Source organism: Ruminococcus sp. AF37-20 (assembly GCF_003460465.1).
In the GTDB taxonomy this organism is placed as follows: Bacteria; Bacillota; Clostridia; order Oscillospirales; family Ruminococcaceae; genus Hominimerdicola; species Hominimerdicola aceti.
The window spans coordinates 107,598-128,441 of sequence record NZ_QTVE01000009.1 but is presented as its reverse complement, the minus strand read 5'-3'; the positions used below and the strand labels follow the sequence as shown (position 1 = coordinate 128,441).

The window sequence follows — 20,844 nt, the reverse complement described above, 5'->3', positions numbered from 1 at the left end:
TTCTTTTTTCTTAATTTTGTCCAATATCTATTGTAGCACTACAAAAGTTGAAATAGCCAGAGTTTACAAGTCCTTGACAAAAGAAAAGATTAGTGCTATTATATTATGTGATATTGTTATTTATTTATCAATCATGTTTTTTAGTAAAGGAAAGTGTAAATATATGTCTAAAGACGGTTCGATATCCGCATCAGTAATAAAACGACTGCCACGTTATTATAGATTTTTAGGTGAGCTTCAAAAAGAAGGACTTGAAAGAATATCTTCAAGGGAGCTTTCTGATAGAATGAAGCTCACGGCTTCACAAATAAGACAAGACCTTAACTGCTTTGGCGGATTCGGTCAGCAGGGATATGGCTATCACGTTGACGAGCTTAGAATGGAAATAGGCAAGATACTGGGAGTAGACAAGCATTTCAAGACCATACTTATCGGTGCAGGAAACCTTGGTAAAGCTATCGCCACACATATTAACTTTGAAACAAGGGGTTGCAATCTCATTGGCATATTTGATATAAACCCTAAGCTCACTGGTGAAGTGGTAGGAAACATACCGATTCGTCACACTAATGATATAGAAAGCTTTTGCGAAGCAAACTCCCCTGTTGTAGCTGTGCTTTGTATACCGAAGGCAAACACTCAGGCTATTGCAGACCAGCTTGTAAATCTTGGTCTAAAAGCGTTCTGGAATTTTTCACATTATGATCTTAGCATCGACTATGAAAACATAGTTGTGGAAAATGTCCATTTAGGTGACAGCCTGCTTACACTTACATATGCAACAAATATCATCACAAGCACTGATACTGACAACAACGAAGAGATCGAATAAAAAAATTCACACCAGAAAATTCTCTGGTGTGAATTTTTTATATAAAGTATTAGCGAACTGTTTTAACCGCGGCTGTTTCAACAACTGCAGCAAGATGGTCATTAACCTCTTTGCTCTGATAGTATTCAGCAAAAGACTCAGTTACTTGGTCTGCCCACGACTCTGTAGATTGAGTTTTAACATCCTCGGTATTGATTTTTTCAGCACTTCCTGTTTCATCATCAAGAACGTAAAGCTTATCTGATGCGACCTCGGCAGCGACAGTTGCCACCTTTGTCAACACATCGTCATTTTTATCATATATAACAAAAATGTAACAATTCTTTTTGTTCACAGTCTTAGTGCCCGTATAGCCATAAAGCCTTTTTGTTTTTTCAGCCAAAGGATATATCTCCTTGCAGACATCTACGACCTGATTAAACGAATCAACCGCCTCGTCTGGTATCTTTTCAAGAGTGCTTCTGTCAGGGAGTGAAGTAGTTTCGTCTGGCACTTCATCAGAAACCTCTGTCTGAGCTGTCGTTACGTCATTATTTGTAAGATTAACATTATTTTCTGTTTTATTATCGGCATTTTTTCCACAAGCCGGGAAAGTAAACATAGTGCAAACTATAGCAACAGCTATCATTAGCTTTTTCATATTGATCCTCCGAATAACCTCTGTAGTCCTAAATCATTATGTCATATTTCAACAGTTTCACATTATATCACATGAAAATTACTCTGTAAAGAGATTATAAAGAATTGTAACAAAATATCCCGATTATGACGAAACTCATAATCGGGATAAATCATTTTTTAGCTATTTGCACAATAAGAGGTTACAAATTTGTTACAACCTGACGAAAAGACTAATCGTAATCTACAACGTCGATCCACTTCATGAGCAGATCCTTCTCCTCCGGTTTGCCCTTAATGAGCTGTGCTGCTGCAACGATCGGCAACCAAGCCTGTACATACTGCTTAGATGTTCCGCTCTTTACGCAATACTTATCAAGATAAGCCTCAGCAAGATCAGGATTGTTAAGGCAGAACAGCAGGTATGTTCTTGCAACGTCAGCAGAAGCATTGCCTTGTCTAGCAGAACCCCAATTGATAACATAAGTACCTTCGTCATTGATGATAACGTTCTTTGGCTCAAAGTTACCATGGCAAAGCTTGATGTGCTTTGGCATTGAATCAAGTCTTGTGAGAAGCTCATACTTCTTTATCTCGTCGATCTGACCAAGAGTCTTGATCTGTCTTGCCATCTTATCTTTAAGCTTTGAAAGAAGTGGCATATACTGAGCGTGTATCTCGCACTGAATGTCGATAAACTGGTTAAGATATGTGTCTTTCTTGTCTGGATTTTCGTCCATAAGCTGCTGAAGAGTCTTACCTTTTATAAAGTCCATTGTAATAGCCCATTTGCCGTCGATAACGGAAACCTCGTGAAGAACAGGCATCTTTATAAAGGAATTGCCAAGTGTTGTTTCAACTCTTGCGTGTGTAAGAGCCGCATACAGACACTTTTCCTTGTATTCAGGCTTCTTATAGATCCTGACTGCCATTCCATCAGATTCATAAACATCATAGATGTCGCTGGATGCTACAAAGTTATCAAGTTTCATAAGTCATATCTCCTTTTATTTTAAAATATGGTATTAAGTCGAGCTTCAGAGTATACATCGATTTTTCAACAGCTTTATTGTGTAAAATTACCTTTACATCTCTGTGCTTTCTATGTATCTCTGTTATGTCTATATTATACTACAGATTTTCTAAATGTCAAGCACTTTTTCGTTATTTTCACAACTGTTTTATTTTTGTTTAGTTTTTATCTTATATTTATTAATCTTTTTTCAGGCAGCATATATGATAAATTTTTATCAATCTGATTTTTATTGTGCAATTTGACGGTCATGAATTGTTAATCTATCATAAAACAATGTTCAATATTTATGTATATTGCATAATAAAGCGACGTAAAATATCAAAAAAGCTGTAACTTTATAAGATTGACAAAAAAATAACAATCGTATATAATATAAGTAAGATAAAACCCGAGCGGGGGTTATCAAGAGTAAAAAACAATAATTAATTTATTGGAGGTTTATTTTATGGCAAAGAGTGAAGCTAAAACAGTCGGCATCGTCGATACAGAGGAAGCTCTGACTGCTAAGATCGCTGAAGTAAGAGCTGCGCAGGCAATCTTCGCTACTTACACACAGGAGCAGGTAGACAAGATCTTCAAGGCTGCCGCTATCGCTGCTAACAAGGCAAGAATCCCACTTGCAAAGATGGCTGTTGAGGAAACAGGCATGGGTATCGTTGAAGACAAGGTTATCAAGAACAACTATGCTGCTGAGCACATCTACAACAAATACAAGAATGTTCAGACTTGTGGTGTTTTTGAGGAGAACAAGGCTTACGGCACAATGAGAATTTACGAGCCTATCGGTCTTATCGCTGCTGTTATCCCAACAACAAACCCAACTTCTACTGCTATATTCAAGACACTTATCTGTCTTAAGACAAGAAATGGTATCATAATCTCACCACACCCAAGAGCAAAGAAGTCAACTATCGCTGCTGCTAAGATCGTTTATGATGCAGCTGTTGCAGCAGGTGCTCCAAAGGGTATCATCGGTTGGATCGATGTTCCTTCTCTTGAACTCACAAACATGATCATGAGAGAGTCTGACACTATTCTCGCTACAGGCGGTCCTGGAATGGTAAAGGCTGCTTACTCATCTGGTACACCAGCTCTCGGTGTTGGAGCCGGTAACGCATCAGCTATCATCGATTCTTCTGCTGATATCGTAAACGCTGTAAACTCTATCATTCATTCTAAGACATTTGATAACGGTATGATCTGTGCTACAGAGCAGACAGTTATTGCTGATAAGACTGTTTACAACGATGTTAAGAAGGAATTCATCAAGAGAGGTTGCTACTTCCTTAATGATGAAGAGGCTGACAAGATAAGAAAGACAATGCTCATCAACGGTGCTCTTAATGCTAAGATCGTTGGTCAGCGTCCTGTAACTATCGCTAAAATGGCTGGCTTTGAAGTTCCGGAGGATACAAAGGTACTCATCGGCGAGGCTACAAGCACAGCTCCAGAAGAGGCTTTCGGTCACGAAAAGCTCACAACTATCCTTGGTATGTACAAGTCAAAGAACTTTGATGACGCTCTTGACATTGCAGAGACTCTTCTCGTAAACAATGGCGGTCTTGGTCATACTTCAGTTCTCTGGATCGACAACGTAAACGAGAGAGAAAAGCTCAATAAGTTCGCTGCAAGAATGAAGACTTGCCGTCTTATCGTTAATACACCTTCTTCACTTGGCGGTATCGGTGACCTCTATAACTTTGACTTTGCTCCTTCCCTCACACTCGGCTGCGGCTCATGGGGCGGCAACTCAGTTTCTGAGAACGTTGGCGTTAAGCACCTTCTGAACATTAAGACAGTTGCTGAGAGGAGAGAGAATATGCTTTGGTTCAGAGCACCTGAAAAGGTATACTTCAAGAAGGGTTGTCTCCCTGTTGCTCTTGACGAGTTGAAGACTGTTATGGGCAAGAAAAAGGCATTCATCGTAACAGACCAGTTCCTTTACAAGAATGGTTATACAAAGGCTATCACAGATAAACTCGATGAAATGGGTATTCTCCATGAAACATTCTTCGATGTTGCTCCAGACCCAACACTTGCTTGCGCACTTGAGGGTGTTGCTCAGTTGAGAGCTTTCGAGCCTGACACAATTATCGCTATCGGCGGCGGTTCTGCAATGGACGCTGGTAAGATCATGTGGGTTCTTTACGAGCATCCAGACGCTGACTTCTTCGATATGGCTATGAGATATATCGATATCCGTAAGAGAGTTTACACATTCCCTAAGATGGGTGAGAAGGCATACTTCATTGCTATCCCAACATCTTCTGGTACAGGTTCTGAGGTAACACCTTTCGCAGTTATCACTGATGAAAAGACAGGTACTAAGTATCCTCTGGCTGACTATCAGCTCATGCCTAACATGGCTATCGTTGATACAGATATGATGATGTCTGCTCCAAGAGGTCTGACTTCTGCATCAGGTATCGACGCTCTGACACACGCTCTTGAGGCTTATGCATCTGTAATGGCTACAGATTACACTGACGGTCTTGCACTGAGAGCTATGAAGCTTATCTTCAAGTATCTGCCAGGTGCATATGACAACGGTCAGACAGACGTTAAGGCTCGTGAGGAAATGGCTACAGCATCTACAATGGCTGGTATGGCATTCGCTAACGCATTCCTCGGTGTTTGCCACTCAATGGCTCATAAGCTCGGTGCTTATCATCACCTGCCACACGGCGTTGCTAACGCTCTCCTTATCACAATGGTAATGAGATACAACGCTGACCCAACACCTAGAAAGATGGGTACTTTCTCACAGTATCAGTATCCACATACTCTTGAGAGATACTGCGAGTGTGCACATTCACTTGGTATCGTTGGTAAGAACGATGAGGATACACTCAACAAGTTCATCGACGCTATTGAAGCTCTTAAGGAAAGAGTTGGTATCAAGAAGACTATCGCTGACTACGGTGTAGACGAGAAGTACTTCCTTGACACTCTCGACAACATGGTTGAGGACGCATTTGATGACCAGTGCACAGGTGCTAACCCAAGATACCCACTGATGAGCGAGCTGAAGGAAATGTACCTCAAGGCTTACTACGGCAAATAATATTTGCTGAAAAAGCAATTTGCAGAGTGACTAATATTTGATTATTAGTTGATCTATAATAAACCTCCGACTGCTTGTTCCCTTTTGGGAGCAGGCAGTCATTTTTTTGTTAGGTTGCACTTAAAATAATGTAAGATATGTGTATTATATATGCAAATAACAGTTGAAAAAGGAAAAAATATATGGTATAATGGAATAAGTATAAATTATTTCAGAGCAATATCTGATGTGATTTTACATAACACTTGGCGACACTCCGCCATACAAAGAGGTTATAAATATGAACAACAAAAATTATGACGTTATTATCGCTGGCTGCGGTGCGGCAGGTCTATATGCAGCACTTAACCTTTCCCGTGATTTAAATGTACTTGTGCTTTCCAAAAGAGAGCTGACCTTGTGTAACTCTTCCCTTGCACAGGGTGGAATTGCAGGCGTTTATGACAATCCAAAGGACTCGCCTGAATATCACAAACATGATACATTTGTAGCAGGCGGCTTTGAAAATGATCCTGAGTCCACTCAGGTACTCGTCGACGAAGCCTATATTGACATCGGAAAACTCATAGAGCTTGGCGCTGACTTTGATAAGTGTCCTGATGGATCTTATCACCGCACTCTCGAAGGTGGACACGGTATGAACAGGATCTTTCATCATGCCGATACCACAGGTCTGGAGATCGAAACAACTCTACTAAGAAATGTTCAACAGCTAGATAATGTTGAGATACTCGAAAATGCCGTTATGTGCAATGCAAAGAAAACCGAAACAGGTTTTTCCATTCTTGTGCTGACTAATGACAACGAATATACGACATATAATTGCAGATACGCCATTTTTGCAACTGGTGGAATTGGCAGAGTTTACGAATACACTACAAACTCCGCTATCGCAACAGGCGACGGCATAACTATTGCTCATGAGCTTGGAGCAGAGATAAAAAATCTCAGCTATATCCAGTTCCACCCAACAGGCTTTAACAACAAGCACACTCGTGAAACTTTCCTTATCTCTGAATCTGTCAGAGGCGAGGGCGCTTATCTTAAAAACTGCAACGGCGAAAGATTTATGCAAAACTATGACGATCGTCTGGAGCTTGCGCCAAGAGATGTTGTTTCTCATGCAATCATGGCTGAAGCCAAGAAAACAGGCTCTGACAAATTCTATCTTGATATCACTCACAAAGACCCTGAGTTTGTCAGAAACAGATTTCCTATGATAAATGAAAAGCTTCTCGAAGCAGGTTATGACATGACCAAGGATATGATACCTATTTTCCCTTGTCATCATTACCTTATGGGCGGCATAAATGTTGATACATATGCAAGAACTAACATTGACAGGCTTTATGCCTGCGGCGAATGTTCACATACAGGTGTTCACGGCAATAACAGACTTGCAAGCAATTCCCTTCTTGAAGCTTTGGTATTTTCAAGACGTGCTGCGGCTGACATCAATGAGAAGATAAAATCTGACAGTGGTGACCTTGAAACATACGATTTCAAGATAGACAATGAAGCCCCGCACATTCCTCATGGCATAAGAACAGAGATAAGAGATATAATGCAGCGTGCATATTTCGTTATCCCTGATAAGGAGGCTTTGCCGCTTGATCTTGAAGAAGTAACAAAGCTAAAAAATTTCCTTTGTGACGGTAATTTCAAAATAGACAGAGATTATGTTGAAGCAAGATCTCTTACAACTGTCGCTTATATCGTATTAAAGAACGCTATCGAAAAGCTCAAATCCAAAGAAAAAATGGAGGAAAACAAATGAAATTAATGCAGTTTCAGATCGACGATATCATTAAAACAGCTCTGCTGGAGGATATCAACTATATAGACGTTACAACGGATTATCTTGTTGACGAAAATTCAGTTTCAACAGCAAAGTATGTTTCAAAGGACGAAGGCGTTCTTTGTGGAATTGATGTTGCAATGAGAGTTTTTCAGCTTCTTGACAGCAATGTTAAATGTGAAATATTTATCCATGACGGTGAAAAGGTCAAGAAAGGCGACATTATCGCAAAAATAACAGGCTCAACAAGAGCCTTGCTCAAAGGCGAAAGAACGGCACTGAATATCGTTCAGCATATGTCAGGCGTTGCAACTGCAACAAACAGATGCGTGGAGCTTGTAAAGGGTACAAAGGCGTCTGTTGCGGATACAAGAAAAACGCTCCCGGGTCTTAGAGTTTTGCAGAAATATGCAGTTACAGTAGGCGGTGGAAAAAACCACAGATACAATCTTTCAGATTGCGCAATGCTAAAAGACACTCACCTTGACGCATATGGCAGCATGACAGGCGCAGTAAACGCTCTTAGAGAAAAAATGGGGCATACTGTCAAGATAGAAGTTGAAGTAGGAAACCTTGAAGAACTCAAAGAAGCTCTTACACTTGGCGTTGAGATAATCATGCTTGACAATATGACAAATGAAGATATGGCAAAGGCTGTTGAAATGACAAACGGCAAAGCACTTTTAGAAGCTTCAGGAAACGTGACCTCTGAAACAATCCGTGCAATAGCTGAAACGGGCGTTGATATCATTTCTATCGGTGCTATCACACACTCAGTCAAGGCGTTTGACATTTCAATGAAAATGGAAAAGTAAGATAAAACAAAAGCCGACACCATATTAAGGTGTTGGCTTTTATGCTTAAATGGGGGAAAAATATGCGTTATTACAAAAGATCTTATGTGCATTACAGCAAATCAGCAATGAAAATAATAGCGTTAGTTTTCATGTTGGTTGGCGTGACATTTCTTGCAGTTGGAATAGGTTTTGCAATACACCAAACTCAACTCAAAAACAGATGTACTCTTGAAGTCAATGCTATAATATCAGACATTCTCAGCAAAGATGAACGACATGAGAACGATGACGGACACGTATCATATAGCACAGTTTACACACCAGTGTATTCATATAACGTTGACGGACAGCTCTACACCACTCACAGCAATACATATTCCAGCAACATCAGATACAGAAGAGGACAAACGATCCAGATATTCTGTGACCCTGACGACCCTGAAACGTTTTATGCACCAAATGATACAACCAATACCATATTAACAGTTGTTTTCTGTGGATTAGGCGGGCTGTTTGCGATTATAGCAATAGTGCTTATCATAGTGCTTATACATATAAAGAAAAAGCAGAAAGATGAACAGAGTTTTGCAGAAAATGAATTATACGAAGAAAATAATTATCCATACGACGAATAATTCTGAGAGGAGGAATTTTTATGGCAAGCATTATGGACGGTGAAAGACAATTTCACATAAGAACTATCCCTGATGAAGTGGGCAGGTATGTTATTATGCCGGGCGACCCTGGAAGAGTGCCGAAAATAGCGGCACTTCTTGATGACGCAAAGCAGGTGGCTCAAAACAGAGAATACAATGTTTATACAGGCTATCTTAACGGTGAAAAGGTAACTGTATGCTCGACCGGTATCGGTGGACCATCTGCGGCAATTGCAGTGGAGGAACTGGTAAAGTGCGGTGCAGACACATTTATTCGTATCGGTACAAGCGGAGGAATGGATCTTTCTGTTAGCGGCGGCGACCTTGTTATAGCTTCGGCGGCTGTTCGTGGCGAAGGTACGTCAAAAGAATATCTCCCCGAGGGCTACCCTGCTGTAGCCGATTTCACTGTAACAACTGCCCTTGCAAAAGCTGCGGCTGAACTGTCAGAAGATAAGCTTGGCAAGCGTTATCATGTGGGCGTTGTTCACAGCAAGGACAGCTTTTATGGAGAAGTAGAGCCTGATTCAATGCCCGTGAGCGGTGATATAAATTACCGCTGGGACGCATATTTAAGGTGCGGCTGTATGACTTCCGAAATGGAATGTGCCGCAGTTTTCTCAGTAGGTATTGCAAGACACGTCCGCTGTGGAGCTGTTATAACAGCTATATGGAACGTGGAGCGTTCAAAGGCAGACCTTGAAGACAATGTGAGCGACGACACCACAAGAGGTATCCACTGTGCGGTGAACGCTGTGAAAATACTGATAGAACAGGATAAAAAGTGATAAAAAGCCGCTGTGACGTTTATTGTCATAGCGGCTAAAATTATTTTATTCTTATTCCAAGAAGCATTGAAAGCTCCACAGCCTGATCTGCTGAAAAAACAGCGTTTCGGAGTTCTCTGAATGTATCAGAAACGCGCAGTCCACTTACAAGACAGGTAGAAAAATCAACGCCGCCGAGAGCCGTTCTGAAAAATGATGTGCCGAGGTATTTGCTGCCGCTGGTCTTGAATGCTTTGAGATTGCAGGAAACAAGCTCAGCCGAGGACATATCACTGTTTTTCACCTGGGTTTCAGACAGCTTGCATTTATCAAATATGGCATATCCGCAGTTTGAGGATTCAAAGGCTACACCTTGAATGGAGCAATCCTTGAACTCTGCGCCAACGAGCTTGCAGGAGCGGAACTCACATCTGCTGAGGTAGGCTGAGTCCAGTGATGAATTTGACAGATCACAAGATATGAACGTCACATCAACGAATGAGGAACGCTCAAAATCGCAATCGGTAAAGGTGCAGTTTTCAAACATACAGTTTATAAATGACAGGCAGGAGAGATCTTCGCTTTCAAGATATTCTCCGCTAAATTTACAGCCTGAAATATCGCTGTCAGTGCGTTTTGCAGTACGTTTTACTTCGTTAAGGTCGCACAATGGAAGGTCTTGCATCTTATTCACAGCTATCCTCCCAATTGTCAGAAAAGTCAAAATCTTCAGGAAACTGCTCTGCTATAACTGTCTTTGAAAACTGTGAAGCAGTTTCAATAAGCTCTCTGCCTCTGCCTGTCCATGTGAGCAGGTCTGCATCTATATCAACGGCCTGAAATGCAGTTTCAAGGCTTATAGATCTGAGGTCGGCAGCAATAAACTGAGGCTTTGAAATAATTCTCCAGATAAACGGCTGAGCACAAATGAACCTTTCGATATATTCAAGGTCTATATTCTTTCTGTATTTTGAGATAAGCTGACCCCTTGTGACTTTTGGTGAATGAAACCTAAACCACATCACTGAGAATGGGTTAAAGCTCTGCACTGCAAATTCGCCTTTATATTTCTTCATCATATGGTCAACTCGGCTTTCAAGCTCACCAAATGGCGCACCGCCTTTAAGCTCAATAAGAAGTGGCACTTTGCCGTCAACAGTTTTCAGCACCTCTGACAGCAGCGGTATCTTTTCATCACTGTTTTTAAGTTTAAAGGCAGAAAGCTGTTCATAGGTGTAATCAAACACCTTGCCCTCAATGCCAAACATTCTCATAAGGTCATTGTCATGGAAAACCACAATGCGGCAATCCTTTGTTAGACGTACATCAAGCTCGATAGAAAGACATTTTTCAACCGCAAGCCTGAATGCGGTAAGAGAATTTTCAGGAACAAGTTCTGAGTGAAGACCTCTGTGAGCAATATATTTACCAAAATCCATATGGGATACCTCTTTTCGTATTAAAGTCATTTATATTATACTCTCCCAGGCTTAGATTGTCAACTGTATCACGCTGGATAATATATATTTCATTCACAGAAAGTTTAAGAATTATCACACAGTATCATCACAATAATAAGATATAATTAAATTTATGTTATGCAGAGGATTTTCTCTCAAAGGAAAGGACAATTATTATGATAAAGAAATTAGCCGCTGTTACAGCAGCTCTCACAATAGCTATTTGCAGCTTTACTTCATGCAGCAAAAATAACGACAGCTCATCAACTGTATCTTCCACAGTGGATTCTTCTGTTTCAGCTGTTGACAGCACAACTGAAAAACAGACACCTGAGCCGTCCCTGACAATTGACGGCAAGTCCATTGATACTAAGGACTTTATCGTTTGCACCATTGACGGCAAGGATATTGATTTTGATACTTTCAGATACTACTATTATTATACTATAAGCAAGTACACCTCCACTTACGGAGCAACCCTTGACACTATCAAGTCAACTGACGGTGGTTTTGAGCTTCTTATGGAGGACGTTATCACTGCACTTAAGCAGGAACTTGTTGCACCTGAGCTTGCAGAAGAAAACGGAATTAAGCTTACAGACGATGACAACAAGACAATTGATGAGCAGATAGCTAATGCAAAAGCGAAATATGATTCTGATGAAGCTTATCTTAATGACATTAAGTCGGCTTACCTCACAGAGGATCTTTACAGAAAAATGCTTGAAACAGCTACTATCTATACTAAAGTAAACGATACTCTTTTTAAGAATGACGGCAAATATGCAACAAAAAAAGAAGACTTTAGAAAAATAGTCAAGGATACAAGCGAGTATTGCCGTGAGATTCACGTTATGATCCCTTTCTATGCACAGGTAGATCTTGATGACAGTACCGCTGACAGTTATGACAGTATGTCACTTTCAGACAAAGCGAGCGCAAAGCAGTCAGCTTATGCGAAGCTTGATGATGACGGTGTAAAGAAAGCTAAGGAAAAGGCTAAGAAGCTTGCAGAAGAAGTTCTGAAAAAGGCTCAGGACGGAGAAGACTTTGATAAGCTTATTGAAGAGTACGGCTGGGATCTCGGTCTTGAAGATCCTTCAACAGGATATTATTTCAACAAGGACACAACGGGATATCCTGAGGAGCTTGTAAAGGACGCTTTCAAACTGAAAGAAAACGGCATTTCCACTGAACTTACAGAGAATGACACATATGGATATTTCATAATCAAACGTTTGCCGGTTGATATGGATTATGTAGAGCAGAACATAGACGATATGATCTATTCATATGATACACCTGCTATCTCAAAGCTTTACAACGAAAAAATGGGCAAAATGGAAGTCAAGTATTGCGACCAGTGGGACAAGATAACTGCGGACAGCATAACCTGATGAGTCATGGTATAATTAAAGAGCCTGAGCAGATCTCAGGCTCTTTTTATGCGTTTTTGTGATTGACGTGAGAGTGAATATCTGATATAATAAAAACTGAGGTGATCTTACGGACAGGCTGAAATTTCAAGATGCTTGCGATAAAATCATAGGCAAAAGCCGTGAACGCAACGGCATCGGAACTCTAGGCGAGAAAACGCTTCACGCCGTTTTGAAAAACTATTTTGAGCCATATGGCGAAAATCAGGAGATACGCATTGGCGGATATGTGGCTGATATCGTAGGCGAGAACGGTGTTATCGAGATACAAACAAGACAGTTCAACAAACTGCTGAAAAAACTTGAAGCCTTTCTTGACTACTGTGACGTGACAGTGGTCTACCCTATCCCTGCGGTCAAATATGTCCGTTGGATAGATACTGAAACTGGAGAGTTGTCAGAAAAGCACAAATCGCCGAGAAAATACACTATCTATGAAGTCATGCCCGAACTGTACAAAATAAAATACACCCTTGATAACCCCCGATTCCATTTGTGCCTTTGTATGCTTGAAACCGAGGAGATAAGATTGCTTAACGGCTGGTCAAAGAACAAAAAGCGTGGATCTTCACGCCATGACAGGATACCAAAGGGACTTATTGACGAAATACACCTTGACTGCCCTGCCGACTTTGATATGTTCCTCCCGGAGGAACTGCCAAAGCAGTTCACTTCTAAAGACCTTGCCCTTAATGCAAAGATATCTCGTGAATATGCACAGGTAACGCTTAATATACTCACATATCTTGAAAGAGTGAAACGTGTGGGCAAACAGGGTGCTAATATACTTTATGAGAAAACTGAATGAGCTTCGGCTCTTTACATACATTATGGAAGGAAGCTGTCAATGAAACTAAAACGAAAAATCAGCAGGATATTATCCATGGCGCTGGCAATAATGCTGCTTGTGCCTGCGATGTGTGCAGACGCATTCAATTTTACACCTACATCAGGCTATGACGATAACGGAAAAGCGATACCGTTGGAGCTTTACTCTGAAGCGGTCTATATGGTCAATCTTGACAGCGGTGAAGCTATCGTTGACATAAACGGTGAGGACGAGCGTGTGCCTGCTTCCCTAACAAAGATAATGACTGCTGTGGTGCTTCTGGACAAATTCAAAGGTGATGAACAAAAACTAAAAGATACATACTATTCAGCAGGCTCGGAAGCATTTGATGAACTATATGATACTGGTGCTTCAACAGCTGATATACAACCGGGCGAAGAAGTAAGCTGTTATGATCTCCTGGCGGCACTGCTTATCCCATCCTCATGTGAAGCAGCGAATATAATTGCTTTGAATGTGTCCGATTCCATAACAGAATTTACAGACCTTATGAATGAAAAAGCTGAAAAACTCGGCATGGAAAATACACACTTTTCAAATGCACATGGTCTGTGGGCGCAACAGAATTATTCTTCCTGCAAGGATATGGCAACTCTTTGTGAATATGCCATAAGCAAATATCAGGTATTTCGTGATATTGTCTGTCTGCCAAGCTATCATATGGCATCCACCTCTTATCACTCAGATGGTACAGATATTTATAATACAAACCTTATGCTTGACTCAATGACCGATTATTACTACTCCTATGCTAAAGGCATAAAGACAGGCACCCTTGACTCCGCTGGAAGATGTTTAGCTTCATATGCGGAATATGAAGGCACAACATATCTTATTGTGACAATGGGTGCACCAATGGAAAAGCTTGAAGAAGATGTGAAAAAGGGCGAGGAAGATCCTGATTCCATATATGGTGGAGATAATGTTTACTACAACCTCCTTGATCACATCAGTCTTTACAAATGGGCATTTTCAAGTCTTGTAGCAACGGATTTTGTGGACAAAGACAGCGAAATCCGTGATGTAAAGGTAAGCTATGGTGACGGCATAGATTATGCAAATCTTAAACCTGCAAATGGTTTTACAAGGCTGTGGCCTGTAGATATATCAGTAAATGATGTGGAAAAGAAAATAACCGTTTATGACAATGTTGTTGCACCTGTTGAAGTTGGCGATGTGCTTGGTAAAATGGAACTGGTCTACAAAGGTGAGGTGCTTGCAACGATAGATCTCGTTTCCACAACTAAAGTAGAACGTTCCCAAGTCAAAGCGAAGGTTAAAATAGCTAAGTCATACTTTGAATCGTCTGTTTTCAAGGTCACATTAACAATACTTATTGCACTTATAGTAATATACTCTGTGATACATATTGCAAAAATACAGAAAAAATACATGAAATAAAATAAGCGGTCTGCTCACTATGAATTGTGAACAGGCCGCTCTTTTGCGTTTACTGATCTTTATTTTCGTTGTGATCGTCAACTATTTCTGGATCATCCTCTCTGTTGACCTCATTTACCTCATCAGCACTTGGAATGACCATGGCGTCAAGCTGTTCAGGCGTAAGCGGAATACGCTTTTCATTTTTCTTATACAAATGCTCAACATCCTCCATATAATAGTCGGTATCTACAGGGAGCTTCTTCTTTCTTAACCGCTGAACAACGCTCTCTCGTGTAAAAGTATAAAGCAGTGCAAAAGTCGGAACTGCAATGACCATACCTATGAACCCAAACAAATTTCCAAAGAAGAACAGTGATACCAGCACCCAAAAACCCGGAAGCCCAGTAGAATCACCAAGTATCTTAGGACCAAGGATATTGCCGTCAAACTGCTGTAGAATAACTATGAAAATGAGAAGTATAATGGCTTTTTTAGGATCAATAAAAAGCATAAGTGCAGTTGATGGTATCGCACCGATTATCGGTCCAAAAAATGGGATAATATTAGTTACACCCACAAGAACACTTATCATGATGTTGTAAGGCATATTCATGATAGTCAGACCTATAAAGCAAAGAACTCCGATTATTGCCGAGTCAATGATCTTTCCGCTCAAAAAACCTGCAAAAACTTTATTTGTTTCAGTGCAAACTCTCATGATCTTCTCACATGTAGACTTTTTTGTGTTTGCAATGATTATCTTCTTAGCCTGAGCAAGAAGCTTTTCCTTGCTGCAAAGCATATAGATAGAAACGATAAATCCAAATACAAAGTTTTTAAGAACATTGATAACGCCCCATGCACCCGAAAGAATATTTTCAAACATCGGCTGTACCTTCTCGATAACGGTTCCCAAATCAGTTGAAAAAGCTTTGAGTTTCTCCGTAGCCATTGTTTCGATATCAGGATAGTTTTTAAACAGCTTATTTATCCAACCCTGCACTTTAACAACGATGTTAGATGCATTGTTAAAAATATCAATTATGGAATTTATAAGTTCTGGAACAACAACATAAGTAAGTCCAACAACTATCCCAAGAAAAACAAGTGACGCTACAGTTACCGAGCAGGCTCTGGTAAGCTTTTTCTTAGCCGGATTTTTTACCACTTTATTTCTGAACAGCTTTTCAAAATTCACCATTATAGGATTTATAAGAAATGCGATCACAAGACCAACTATAACAGGCGTAAGTGCAGAAACAAGTGTGGAAATAAGCTTTAAGATCGTATTAAATTTAAATACAGCCACTACCAAAAGCACATTTATAGCAATAACGATAACTGCATAAAATGCAATTGTGGTGTATTTCTTATTAGTTTGTACTTTCATATATTTTCCTTTCTCAATTACCTTAACTATTACTTTATTATACACTACATTATTTATAAATGCAAGGAATATTGAAAATTTAAAATTATTTATTTTGGTATAAATCCAAATCGCAAAAGAATATTTACATAATAGCAATAATATTTACATTTTCTGATATTGACATTTTAGAAACAGAGGAATATAATAAAACTAAAGTTAATACGATAAATCCTATGAGCAAAAGTAAGTAGTTTGATGCAAAAGGTCACAGAGAGTCAGCGGTAGGTGTGAGCTGATACATTTTCTTCAGATGAATGGATTTGTGAGGAGCGGTGTGAAAGTTTTTACGAGTATCACTCGCCGTGATTCCTGCGTTAAAGGACAGGATATTGATTTCTGCCAGTCAGAATGCGTATCTGTGAGCCGATAATTTATTATCGGAAAATTGGGTGGCACCACGGTTCTATCGTCCCATAACTAGATGTTATGTGTGATGACAGGACTTTTTTTATTGTCAATTTTACGACAAAAAAGCATTTAGGAGGAATATTTATGCTGTACCCTGCTATTGAACAAGTAAAGGAACTTTTTGAAAACTACAAGACTGTGCCTGTATTCTATGAGCTTCTCATGGATTCATGTACGCCAATACAACTTTTTAACTGTCTGCACGAGGCGTATGATGATTGTTTCATTCTTGAATCTGTAGATAATAAAGACCAGTGGGGCAGATATTCATATGTGGGCATTGATCCTAAATGTGAGTATATTCTTGACAAGCACGTTGTTACTGTCAAGGAGAAAGGCAAGGCTGATGAAAGCGTAAAAGTCGATGATCCTATCGCTTTCTTTTCTGAGATAATCGAAGGCCACAAGTCACCGAGATTTAATAATTATCCAAAGCTCACAGGTGGTCTAATAGGATTTTTCGCTTATGATATGATAAGATACTTTGAGAAAACACTGTGCAACCCACCTGAGGACGATCTTAAGCTTCCTGACGCTGACCTGCACCTTTTTGAAAAGATCGTTGCTTACGATCATCTTTCAAACAAGGCTGTAATAATCCTCAACATCAATAAGAGCGATGATCTTGAAACTAAATACAAAGAATGTGAAAAGATATGCAACGAAGTAGTTGAAACTCTTAGAAATTACAAGCCTGTTATGAAAACTCCAAAGACAATGGATGACAACATCACAGTAAAATCCAACATCACAAAGGAACATTATCTCGCAAATGTTGAAAAGGCTAAGGAATACATCAAAGAGGGCGACATCTTCCAGATAGTTCCGTCACAGAGATTTGAGATAGACAATCCGCCAGACAGCTTTGACGTTTACAGAATGCTCCGCTCCACTAATCCGTCACCTTACCTTTATTACTTTAAGCACAATGATTATGCTGTTGCAGGCGCTTCACCTGAAATGCTTGTATCAGTAGAAAACAGAACAGTAGTAACAAGACCAATTGCAGGCACTATCAAGCGTGGAGCGACCTACGACGAAGATATCCGTAATGAACAACAGCTTCTAAACGATCCAAAGGAAAGAGCTGAACACACAATGCTCGTTGACCTTGGAAGGAATGACATAGGAAAGGTTTCTGAGTTCGGCTCCGTAACTGTTACAGACATGATGATAGTTGAAAGATATTCAAAGGTGATGCACCTTGTATCGAATGTAAAGGGTACACTGAAAGAAGATAAGAAACCTCTTGACGCACTTATGGCAGTTCTTCCTGCCGGCACTCTTTCAGGCGCACCGAAGGTAAGAGCAATGGAGATAATCGACGAGCTTGAAACAACAAAAAGAGGTCTTTATGGCGGAACAGTCGGTTATCTTGCATTTGACGGTTCGCTGGATACTTGTATCGCTATAAGAACAGTGCTTTTCAAAAATAACAAGGCTTACATTCAAGCAGGAGGCGGAGTTGTCGCAGACTCTGTTCCCGAGAATGAATATCAGGAGTCATGCAACAAGGCAATGGCTGTTATAAATGCAATAAAAGAAGCAAGCAAATTATAATATAAAAGGAGTTAATAACATGAACAACAATATTATTCTTACAGGCGATAGACCAACCGGATCACTTCATCTTGGTCATTATGTAGGTTCTCTCAGAAAAAGAGTTGAACTTCAAAACACAGGAAAATTTGATCAATTCGTTATGATAGCCGATCTTCAGGCACTTACAGATAACGCTGACAATCCTGAGAAGATAAGACAAAACATTCTTGAGGTAATGCTTGACTATCTTGCTGTAGGACTTGAACCTGACAAAACAACATTCTTCGTTCAGTCACATATCCCAGCACTTTATGAGCTTCCAATGTACTATTCAAACCTCGTTACAATGTCAAGACTTGAAAGAAACCCTACTATCAAGTCTGAGATAAAAATGAGAAACTTTGAAAGGAACCTTCCTGTTGGCTTTATGACATATCCTATCAGCCAGGCAGCAGACATCACAGCATTCAAAGCTAAGTATGTTCCTGTTGGAGAAGATCAGCTTCCAATGCTTGAACAGGCAAGAGAGATAGTAAACAGCTTCAACAGAATTTATAAGTGCGATATACTTGTTGAGCCTGAGGCTGTTCTTCCTGACAATGCAAGCTGCAACAGACTTGTGGGAACAGACGGCAACACAAAGATGAGCAAATCTCTTGGCAATTGCATTTACCTTAAAGACGATGAAAAAACGCTGAAAAACAAGATAATGTCAATGTACACTGACCCTACACACATCAATGTAAGCGACCCAGGTCACACAGAGGGCAATCCGGTATTTATCTATCTTGACGCATTCAGCAAGGACGAAGATTTTGCTAAATACTTCCCTGACTATAAGAACCTCGCAGAGATGAAAGAACATTATGAGCGTGGCGGTCTTGGCGATATGAAATGTAAGAAGTTCCTTAACAACGTTATGCAGGAATTTCTCGCACCTATCAGAGCAAGACGTGAGGAATATGAGAAAGACAAAGAGCAGCTCATAGAGATACTTAAAAAAGGCACACAACGTGCAATAGAGGTTTCAAATGAAACTGTATCAGAGATAAGGAATGCTATCGGCATAAACTACTTCAACGACAAAACTTTCATTGATAAGTTTGTACTGTAAAGGAAGATTACTATGATTTTACTTATTGACAACTATGACAGCTTTACCTACAATCTTTATCAGGCTGTAGGTGTACTCACAAAAGACATTACAGTAGCAAGAAATGATGAGATAACCATAGAAGAGATCGAAAAAATGTCACCTGCGGCTATCATCATCTCCCCTGGTCCTGGTTATCCAAAAGACGCAGGAATTTCCGAAGAGGTCATAAAGACATTCAGTGGCAGGATCCCTATACTTGGCGTTTGTCTAGGACACCAGGCGATAGCCGAAGCATTCGGTGGAAAGATAGTTCACGCAAAGCAGCAGCTTCACGGCAAGCAGACAGATATCAATCTTAACACTGCAAACCCACTTTTCAGCGGTCTGAAAAGCACAATAAAAGCCGCAAGATATCACTCACTTGTTGTTGACAGCATTTCACTTCCTACCTGCCTGTCTGTTATTGCAACTGACGATAAAGCTCAGATAATGGCAATAAGACACAGAGAACACCCGACCTACGGCGTTCAGTTCCACCCTGAGTCAGTTCTCACTGGCGAAGTTGGAAACATGATAATCGAAAACTTCCTGAACGATATCGCTGGCATAAAGACCACAAAAACAAAGTCTGCAGCTCTTCCTGACAGCGAAAGAGTTGAGCTTAAAAAGTATCTCAAAATAGTATGTGATGGAAAGTCACTAACTGAGGACGAAGCTTATAAAGCAATGGATATCATCATGAGCGACAGAGCTTCTAATGCTCAGATCGCCTGCCTGCTCACAGCTCTGAGAATGAAGGGCGAAACTATCGACGAGATAACAGGCTTTGCAAAGGTAATGAGAGAAAAAATGTCAAAGGTCAATGTCAAGGGTACTCTTGATATAGTTGGCACAGGTGGAGATCTTTCAAACAGCTTCAACATTTCCACAACCTCTTCATTTGTAATTGCGGCAGCAGGACAGAAAGTCGCAAAACACGGCAACAGAAGCGTTTCTTCAAAAAGCGGTGCAGCTGATGTTTTCGAGGCTCTTGGTGTTAAAATTCAGTCAACACATGAACAGGCTGAAAAATCACTTGATGAGATAGGTCTTTCATTCCTGTTTGCACAGTCATATCACTCAGCAATGAGATTTGTAGGACCAACAAGAGCGCAGATAGGCGTAAGAACTGTTTTCAACATTCTCGGACCTCTCGCAAATCCTGCAAAGGCTGACTTCATGATACTTGGAACATATGACCCCGATCTGCTTGAACCTATGGCTAAGGTTCTTATGAACCTAGGTATAAAGAGAGCAATGCTCGTTTACGGCAACGACAGACTTGACGAAGTGTCTATCTCAGCTCCTACAACTATCTGCGAGATAAATGGCGGAAAGCTTATCAAGTATGAGATAAAGCCTGAAGACTTTGGTCTTAAAAGAGGAAAGCTTGCTGACATCGTTGGCGAGGACGCAAATGGCAATGCAGCTGTCACAAGAGGTATACTTGAGGGCACTATCAAGGGTGCAAAGAGAGATATCGTTCTTCTCAACTCAGGTTGTGCGCTCTATATCTGCGGCAAATGCGACAGCATCGAAGAGGGCGTAAAGACTGCAGCTGAAATGATAGACAGCGGCAAGGCTCTTAAAAAGCTTGAAGAACTTGTTGAACTTACTAACAGAGGATAAA

General features: G+C 40.4%; 17 protein-coding genes and 1 other annotated feature. Of the genes, 12 read left to right on the top strand and 5 right to left on the bottom strand.

What is annotated here, in order from left to right; genetic code table 11:
• Nucleotides 1-163: 163 nt before the first annotated feature.
• Entirely contained in the window at nucleotides 164-832 is a 669-nt protein-coding gene (locus DW015_RS07850; protein WP_117905243.1) for a redox-sensing transcriptional repressor Rex, read from the top strand.
• A gap of 49 nt (nucleotides 833-881) precedes the next feature.
• Here the strand turns inward: DW015_RS07850 and DW015_RS07845 are convergent, their stop codons facing one another.
• Entirely contained in the window at nucleotides 882-1,472 is a 591-nt protein-coding gene (locus DW015_RS07845; protein ID WP_117905242.1) for a hypothetical protein, read from the bottom strand.
• 211 nt (nucleotides 1,473-1,683) lie between these two features.
• Nucleotides 1,684-2,442 carry a phosphotransferase gene (locus DW015_RS07840; RefSeq protein WP_022288440.1) on the bottom strand — a complete coding sequence of 253 codons (759 nt, stop codon included), beginning with the start codon at nucleotides 2,440-2,442 and terminating at the stop codon, nucleotides 1,684-1,686.
• Nucleotides 2,443-2,931: 489 nt separating this feature from the next.
• On the opposite strand from DW015_RS07840, the gene adhE reads away from it, so the two are divergent.
• The 5 genes from adhE (at nucleotide 2,932) to udp (ending at nucleotide 9,589) form a co-directional block, all read left to right on the top strand.
• Entirely contained in the window at nucleotides 2,932-5,550 is a 2,619-nt protein-coding gene (gene adhE, locus DW015_RS07835; RefSeq protein ID WP_117905241.1) for a bifunctional acetaldehyde-CoA/alcohol dehydrogenase, read from the top strand.
• Nucleotides 5,551-5,830: 280 nt separating this feature from the next.
• On the top strand, nucleotides 5,831-7,327 hold the full coding sequence (locus tag DW015_RS07830) for an FAD-binding protein (RefSeq protein ID WP_117905240.1): 1,497 nt from the start codon (nucleotides 5,831-5,833) through the stop codon (nucleotides 7,325-7,327).
• Nucleotides 7,324-8,163 (top strand): carboxylating nicotinate-nucleotide diphosphorylase, encoded by an 840-nt coding sequence (nadC, locus tag DW015_RS07825; protein WP_117905239.1) that lies wholly within the window; start codon nucleotides 7,324-7,326, stop codon nucleotides 8,161-8,163. Before DW015_RS07830 ends, nadC begins: the two co-directional genes overlap by 4 nt.
• Before the next feature lie 62 nt (nucleotides 8,164-8,225).
• The gene (locus DW015_RS07820; RefSeq protein ID WP_181979878.1) at nucleotides 8,226-8,780 is read left to right on the top strand and encodes a DUF3592 domain-containing protein; all 555 of its coding nucleotides are present in this window, start codon (nucleotides 8,226-8,228) and stop codon (nucleotides 8,778-8,780) included.
• A gap of 20 nt (nucleotides 8,781-8,800) precedes the next feature.
• A complete protein-coding gene (gene udp, locus DW015_RS07815) occupies nucleotides 8,801-9,589 on the top strand; it encodes a uridine phosphorylase (RefSeq protein WP_117905237.1) in 789 nt (262 codons plus the stop codon).
• A 40-nt stretch (nucleotides 9,590-9,629) separates the two neighbouring features.
• Here udp and DW015_RS07810 read toward each other — a convergent pair whose 3' ends face one another.
• Both DW015_RS07810 and DW015_RS07805 read right to left on the bottom strand, forming a co-directional pair.
• A complete protein-coding gene (locus tag DW015_RS07810) occupies nucleotides 9,630-10,253 on the bottom strand; it encodes a pentapeptide repeat-containing protein (protein WP_242993245.1) in 624 nt (207 codons plus the stop codon).
• Between the two features lies 1 nt (nucleotide 10,254).
• Nucleotides 10,255-11,007: a glycerophosphodiester phosphodiesterase family protein gene (locus tag DW015_RS07805; RefSeq protein ID WP_181979877.1), complete on the bottom strand. Its 753-nt coding sequence runs from the start codon at nucleotides 11,005-11,007 to the stop codon at nucleotides 10,255-10,257.
• Between the two features lie 197 nt (nucleotides 11,008-11,204).
• On the opposite strand from DW015_RS07805, the gene DW015_RS07800 reads away from it, so the two are divergent.
• The 3 genes from DW015_RS07800 to DW015_RS07790 all read left to right on the top strand — a co-directional run bounded on the left by DW015_RS07800 (nucleotide 11,205) and on the right by DW015_RS07790 (nucleotide 14,715).
• Entirely contained in the window at nucleotides 11,205-12,425 is a 1,221-nt protein-coding gene (locus DW015_RS07800) for a peptidylprolyl isomerase (protein ID WP_117905234.1), read from the top strand.
• A 211-nt stretch (nucleotides 12,426-12,636) separates the two neighbouring features.
• Entirely contained in the window at nucleotides 12,637-13,272 is a 636-nt protein-coding gene (locus tag DW015_RS07795; protein WP_242993244.1) for a hypothetical protein, read from the top strand.
• Nucleotides 13,273-13,311: 39 nt separating this feature from the next.
• The gene (locus tag DW015_RS07790; protein WP_117905232.1) at nucleotides 13,312-14,715 is read left to right on the top strand and encodes a serine hydrolase; all 1,404 of its coding nucleotides are present in this window, start codon (nucleotides 13,312-13,314) and stop codon (nucleotides 14,713-14,715) included.
• A gap of 49 nt (nucleotides 14,716-14,764) precedes the next feature.
• On the opposite strand, the gene DW015_RS07785 is transcribed toward DW015_RS07790, so the two are convergent.
• A complete protein-coding gene (locus DW015_RS07785) occupies nucleotides 14,765-16,087 on the bottom strand; it encodes an AI-2E family transporter (protein WP_117856419.1) in 1,323 nt (440 codons plus the stop codon).
• Between the two features lie 206 nt (nucleotides 16,088-16,293).
• Nucleotides 16,294-16,546: a binding site (T-box leader), on the top strand.
• A 75-nt stretch (nucleotides 16,547-16,621) separates the two neighbouring features.
• On the opposite strand from DW015_RS07785, the gene trpE reads away from it, so the two are divergent.
• Genes trpE through DW015_RS07770 form a run of 3 tightly spaced genes read left to right on the top strand, consistent with a single transcriptional unit; the run spans nucleotide 16,622 to nucleotide 20,843 of the window.
• Nucleotides 16,622-18,097, top strand: a complete 1,476-nt coding sequence (gene trpE / locus DW015_RS07780) for an anthranilate synthase component I (RefSeq protein WP_117905231.1) — start codon at nucleotides 16,622-16,624, stop codon at nucleotides 18,095-18,097.
• Nucleotides 18,098-18,116: 19 nt separating this feature from the next.
• The gene (gene trpS, locus DW015_RS07775; protein WP_117876089.1) at nucleotides 18,117-19,193 is read left to right on the top strand and encodes a tryptophan--tRNA ligase; all 1,077 of its coding nucleotides are present in this window, start codon (nucleotides 18,117-18,119) and stop codon (nucleotides 19,191-19,193) included.
• Nucleotides 19,194-19,205: 12 nt separating this feature from the next.
• A complete protein-coding gene (locus DW015_RS07770) occupies nucleotides 19,206-20,843 on the top strand; it encodes a bifunctional anthranilate synthase component II/anthranilate phosphoribosyltransferase (RefSeq protein WP_117905230.1) in 1,638 nt (545 codons plus the stop codon).
• Nucleotide 20,844: the final 1 nt, after the last annotated feature.

What these genes read in the sequence shown, in the direction of transcription:
- DW015_RS07850 (WP_117905243.1), top strand. Translation starts at nt 164, where the DNA reads ATGTCTAAAGACGGTTCGATATCCGCATCAGTAATAAAACGACTGCCA.
- DW015_RS07845 (WP_117905242.1), bottom strand. Translation starts at nt 1,472, where the DNA reads ATGAAAAAGCTAATGATAGCTGTTGCTATAGTTTGCACTATGTTTACT.
- DW015_RS07840 (WP_022288440.1), bottom strand. Translation starts at nt 2,442, where the DNA reads ATGAAACTTGATAACTTTGTAGCATCCAGCGACATCTATGATGTTTAT.
- adhE (WP_117905241.1), top strand. Translation starts at nt 2,932, where the DNA reads ATGGCAAAGAGTGAAGCTAAAACAGTCGGCATCGTCGATACAGAGGAA.
- DW015_RS07830 (WP_117905240.1), top strand. Translation starts at nt 5,831, where the DNA reads ATGAACAACAAAAATTATGACGTTATTATCGCTGGCTGCGGTGCGGCA.
- nadC (WP_117905239.1), top strand. Translation starts at nt 7,324, where the DNA reads ATGAAATTAATGCAGTTTCAGATCGACGATATCATTAAAACAGCTCTG.
- DW015_RS07820 (WP_181979878.1), top strand. Translation starts at nt 8,226, where the DNA reads ATGCGTTATTACAAAAGATCTTATGTGCATTACAGCAAATCAGCAATG.
- udp (WP_117905237.1), top strand. Translation starts at nt 8,801, where the DNA reads ATGGCAAGCATTATGGACGGTGAAAGACAATTTCACATAAGAACTATC.
- DW015_RS07810 (WP_242993245.1), bottom strand. Translation starts at nt 10,253, where the DNA reads ATGCAAGACCTTCCATTGTGCGACCTTAACGAAGTAAAACGTACTGCA.
- DW015_RS07805 (WP_181979877.1), bottom strand. Translation starts at nt 11,007, where the DNA reads ATGGATTTTGGTAAATATATTGCTCACAGAGGTCTTCACTCAGAACTT.
- DW015_RS07800 (WP_117905234.1), top strand. Translation starts at nt 11,205, where the DNA reads ATGATAAAGAAATTAGCCGCTGTTACAGCAGCTCTCACAATAGCTATT.
- DW015_RS07790 (WP_117905232.1), top strand. Translation starts at nt 13,312, where the DNA reads ATGAAACTAAAACGAAAAATCAGCAGGATATTATCCATGGCGCTGGCA.
- DW015_RS07785 (WP_117856419.1), bottom strand. Translation starts at nt 16,087, where the DNA reads ATGAAAGTACAAACTAATAAGAAATACACCACAATTGCATTTTATGCA.
- trpE (WP_117905231.1), top strand. Translation starts at nt 16,622, where the DNA reads ATGCTGTACCCTGCTATTGAACAAGTAAAGGAACTTTTTGAAAACTAC.
- trpS (WP_117876089.1), top strand. Translation starts at nt 18,117, where the DNA reads ATGAACAACAATATTATTCTTACAGGCGATAGACCAACCGGATCACTT.
- DW015_RS07770 (WP_117905230.1), top strand. Translation starts at nt 19,206, where the DNA reads ATGATTTTACTTATTGACAACTATGACAGCTTTACCTACAATCTTTAT.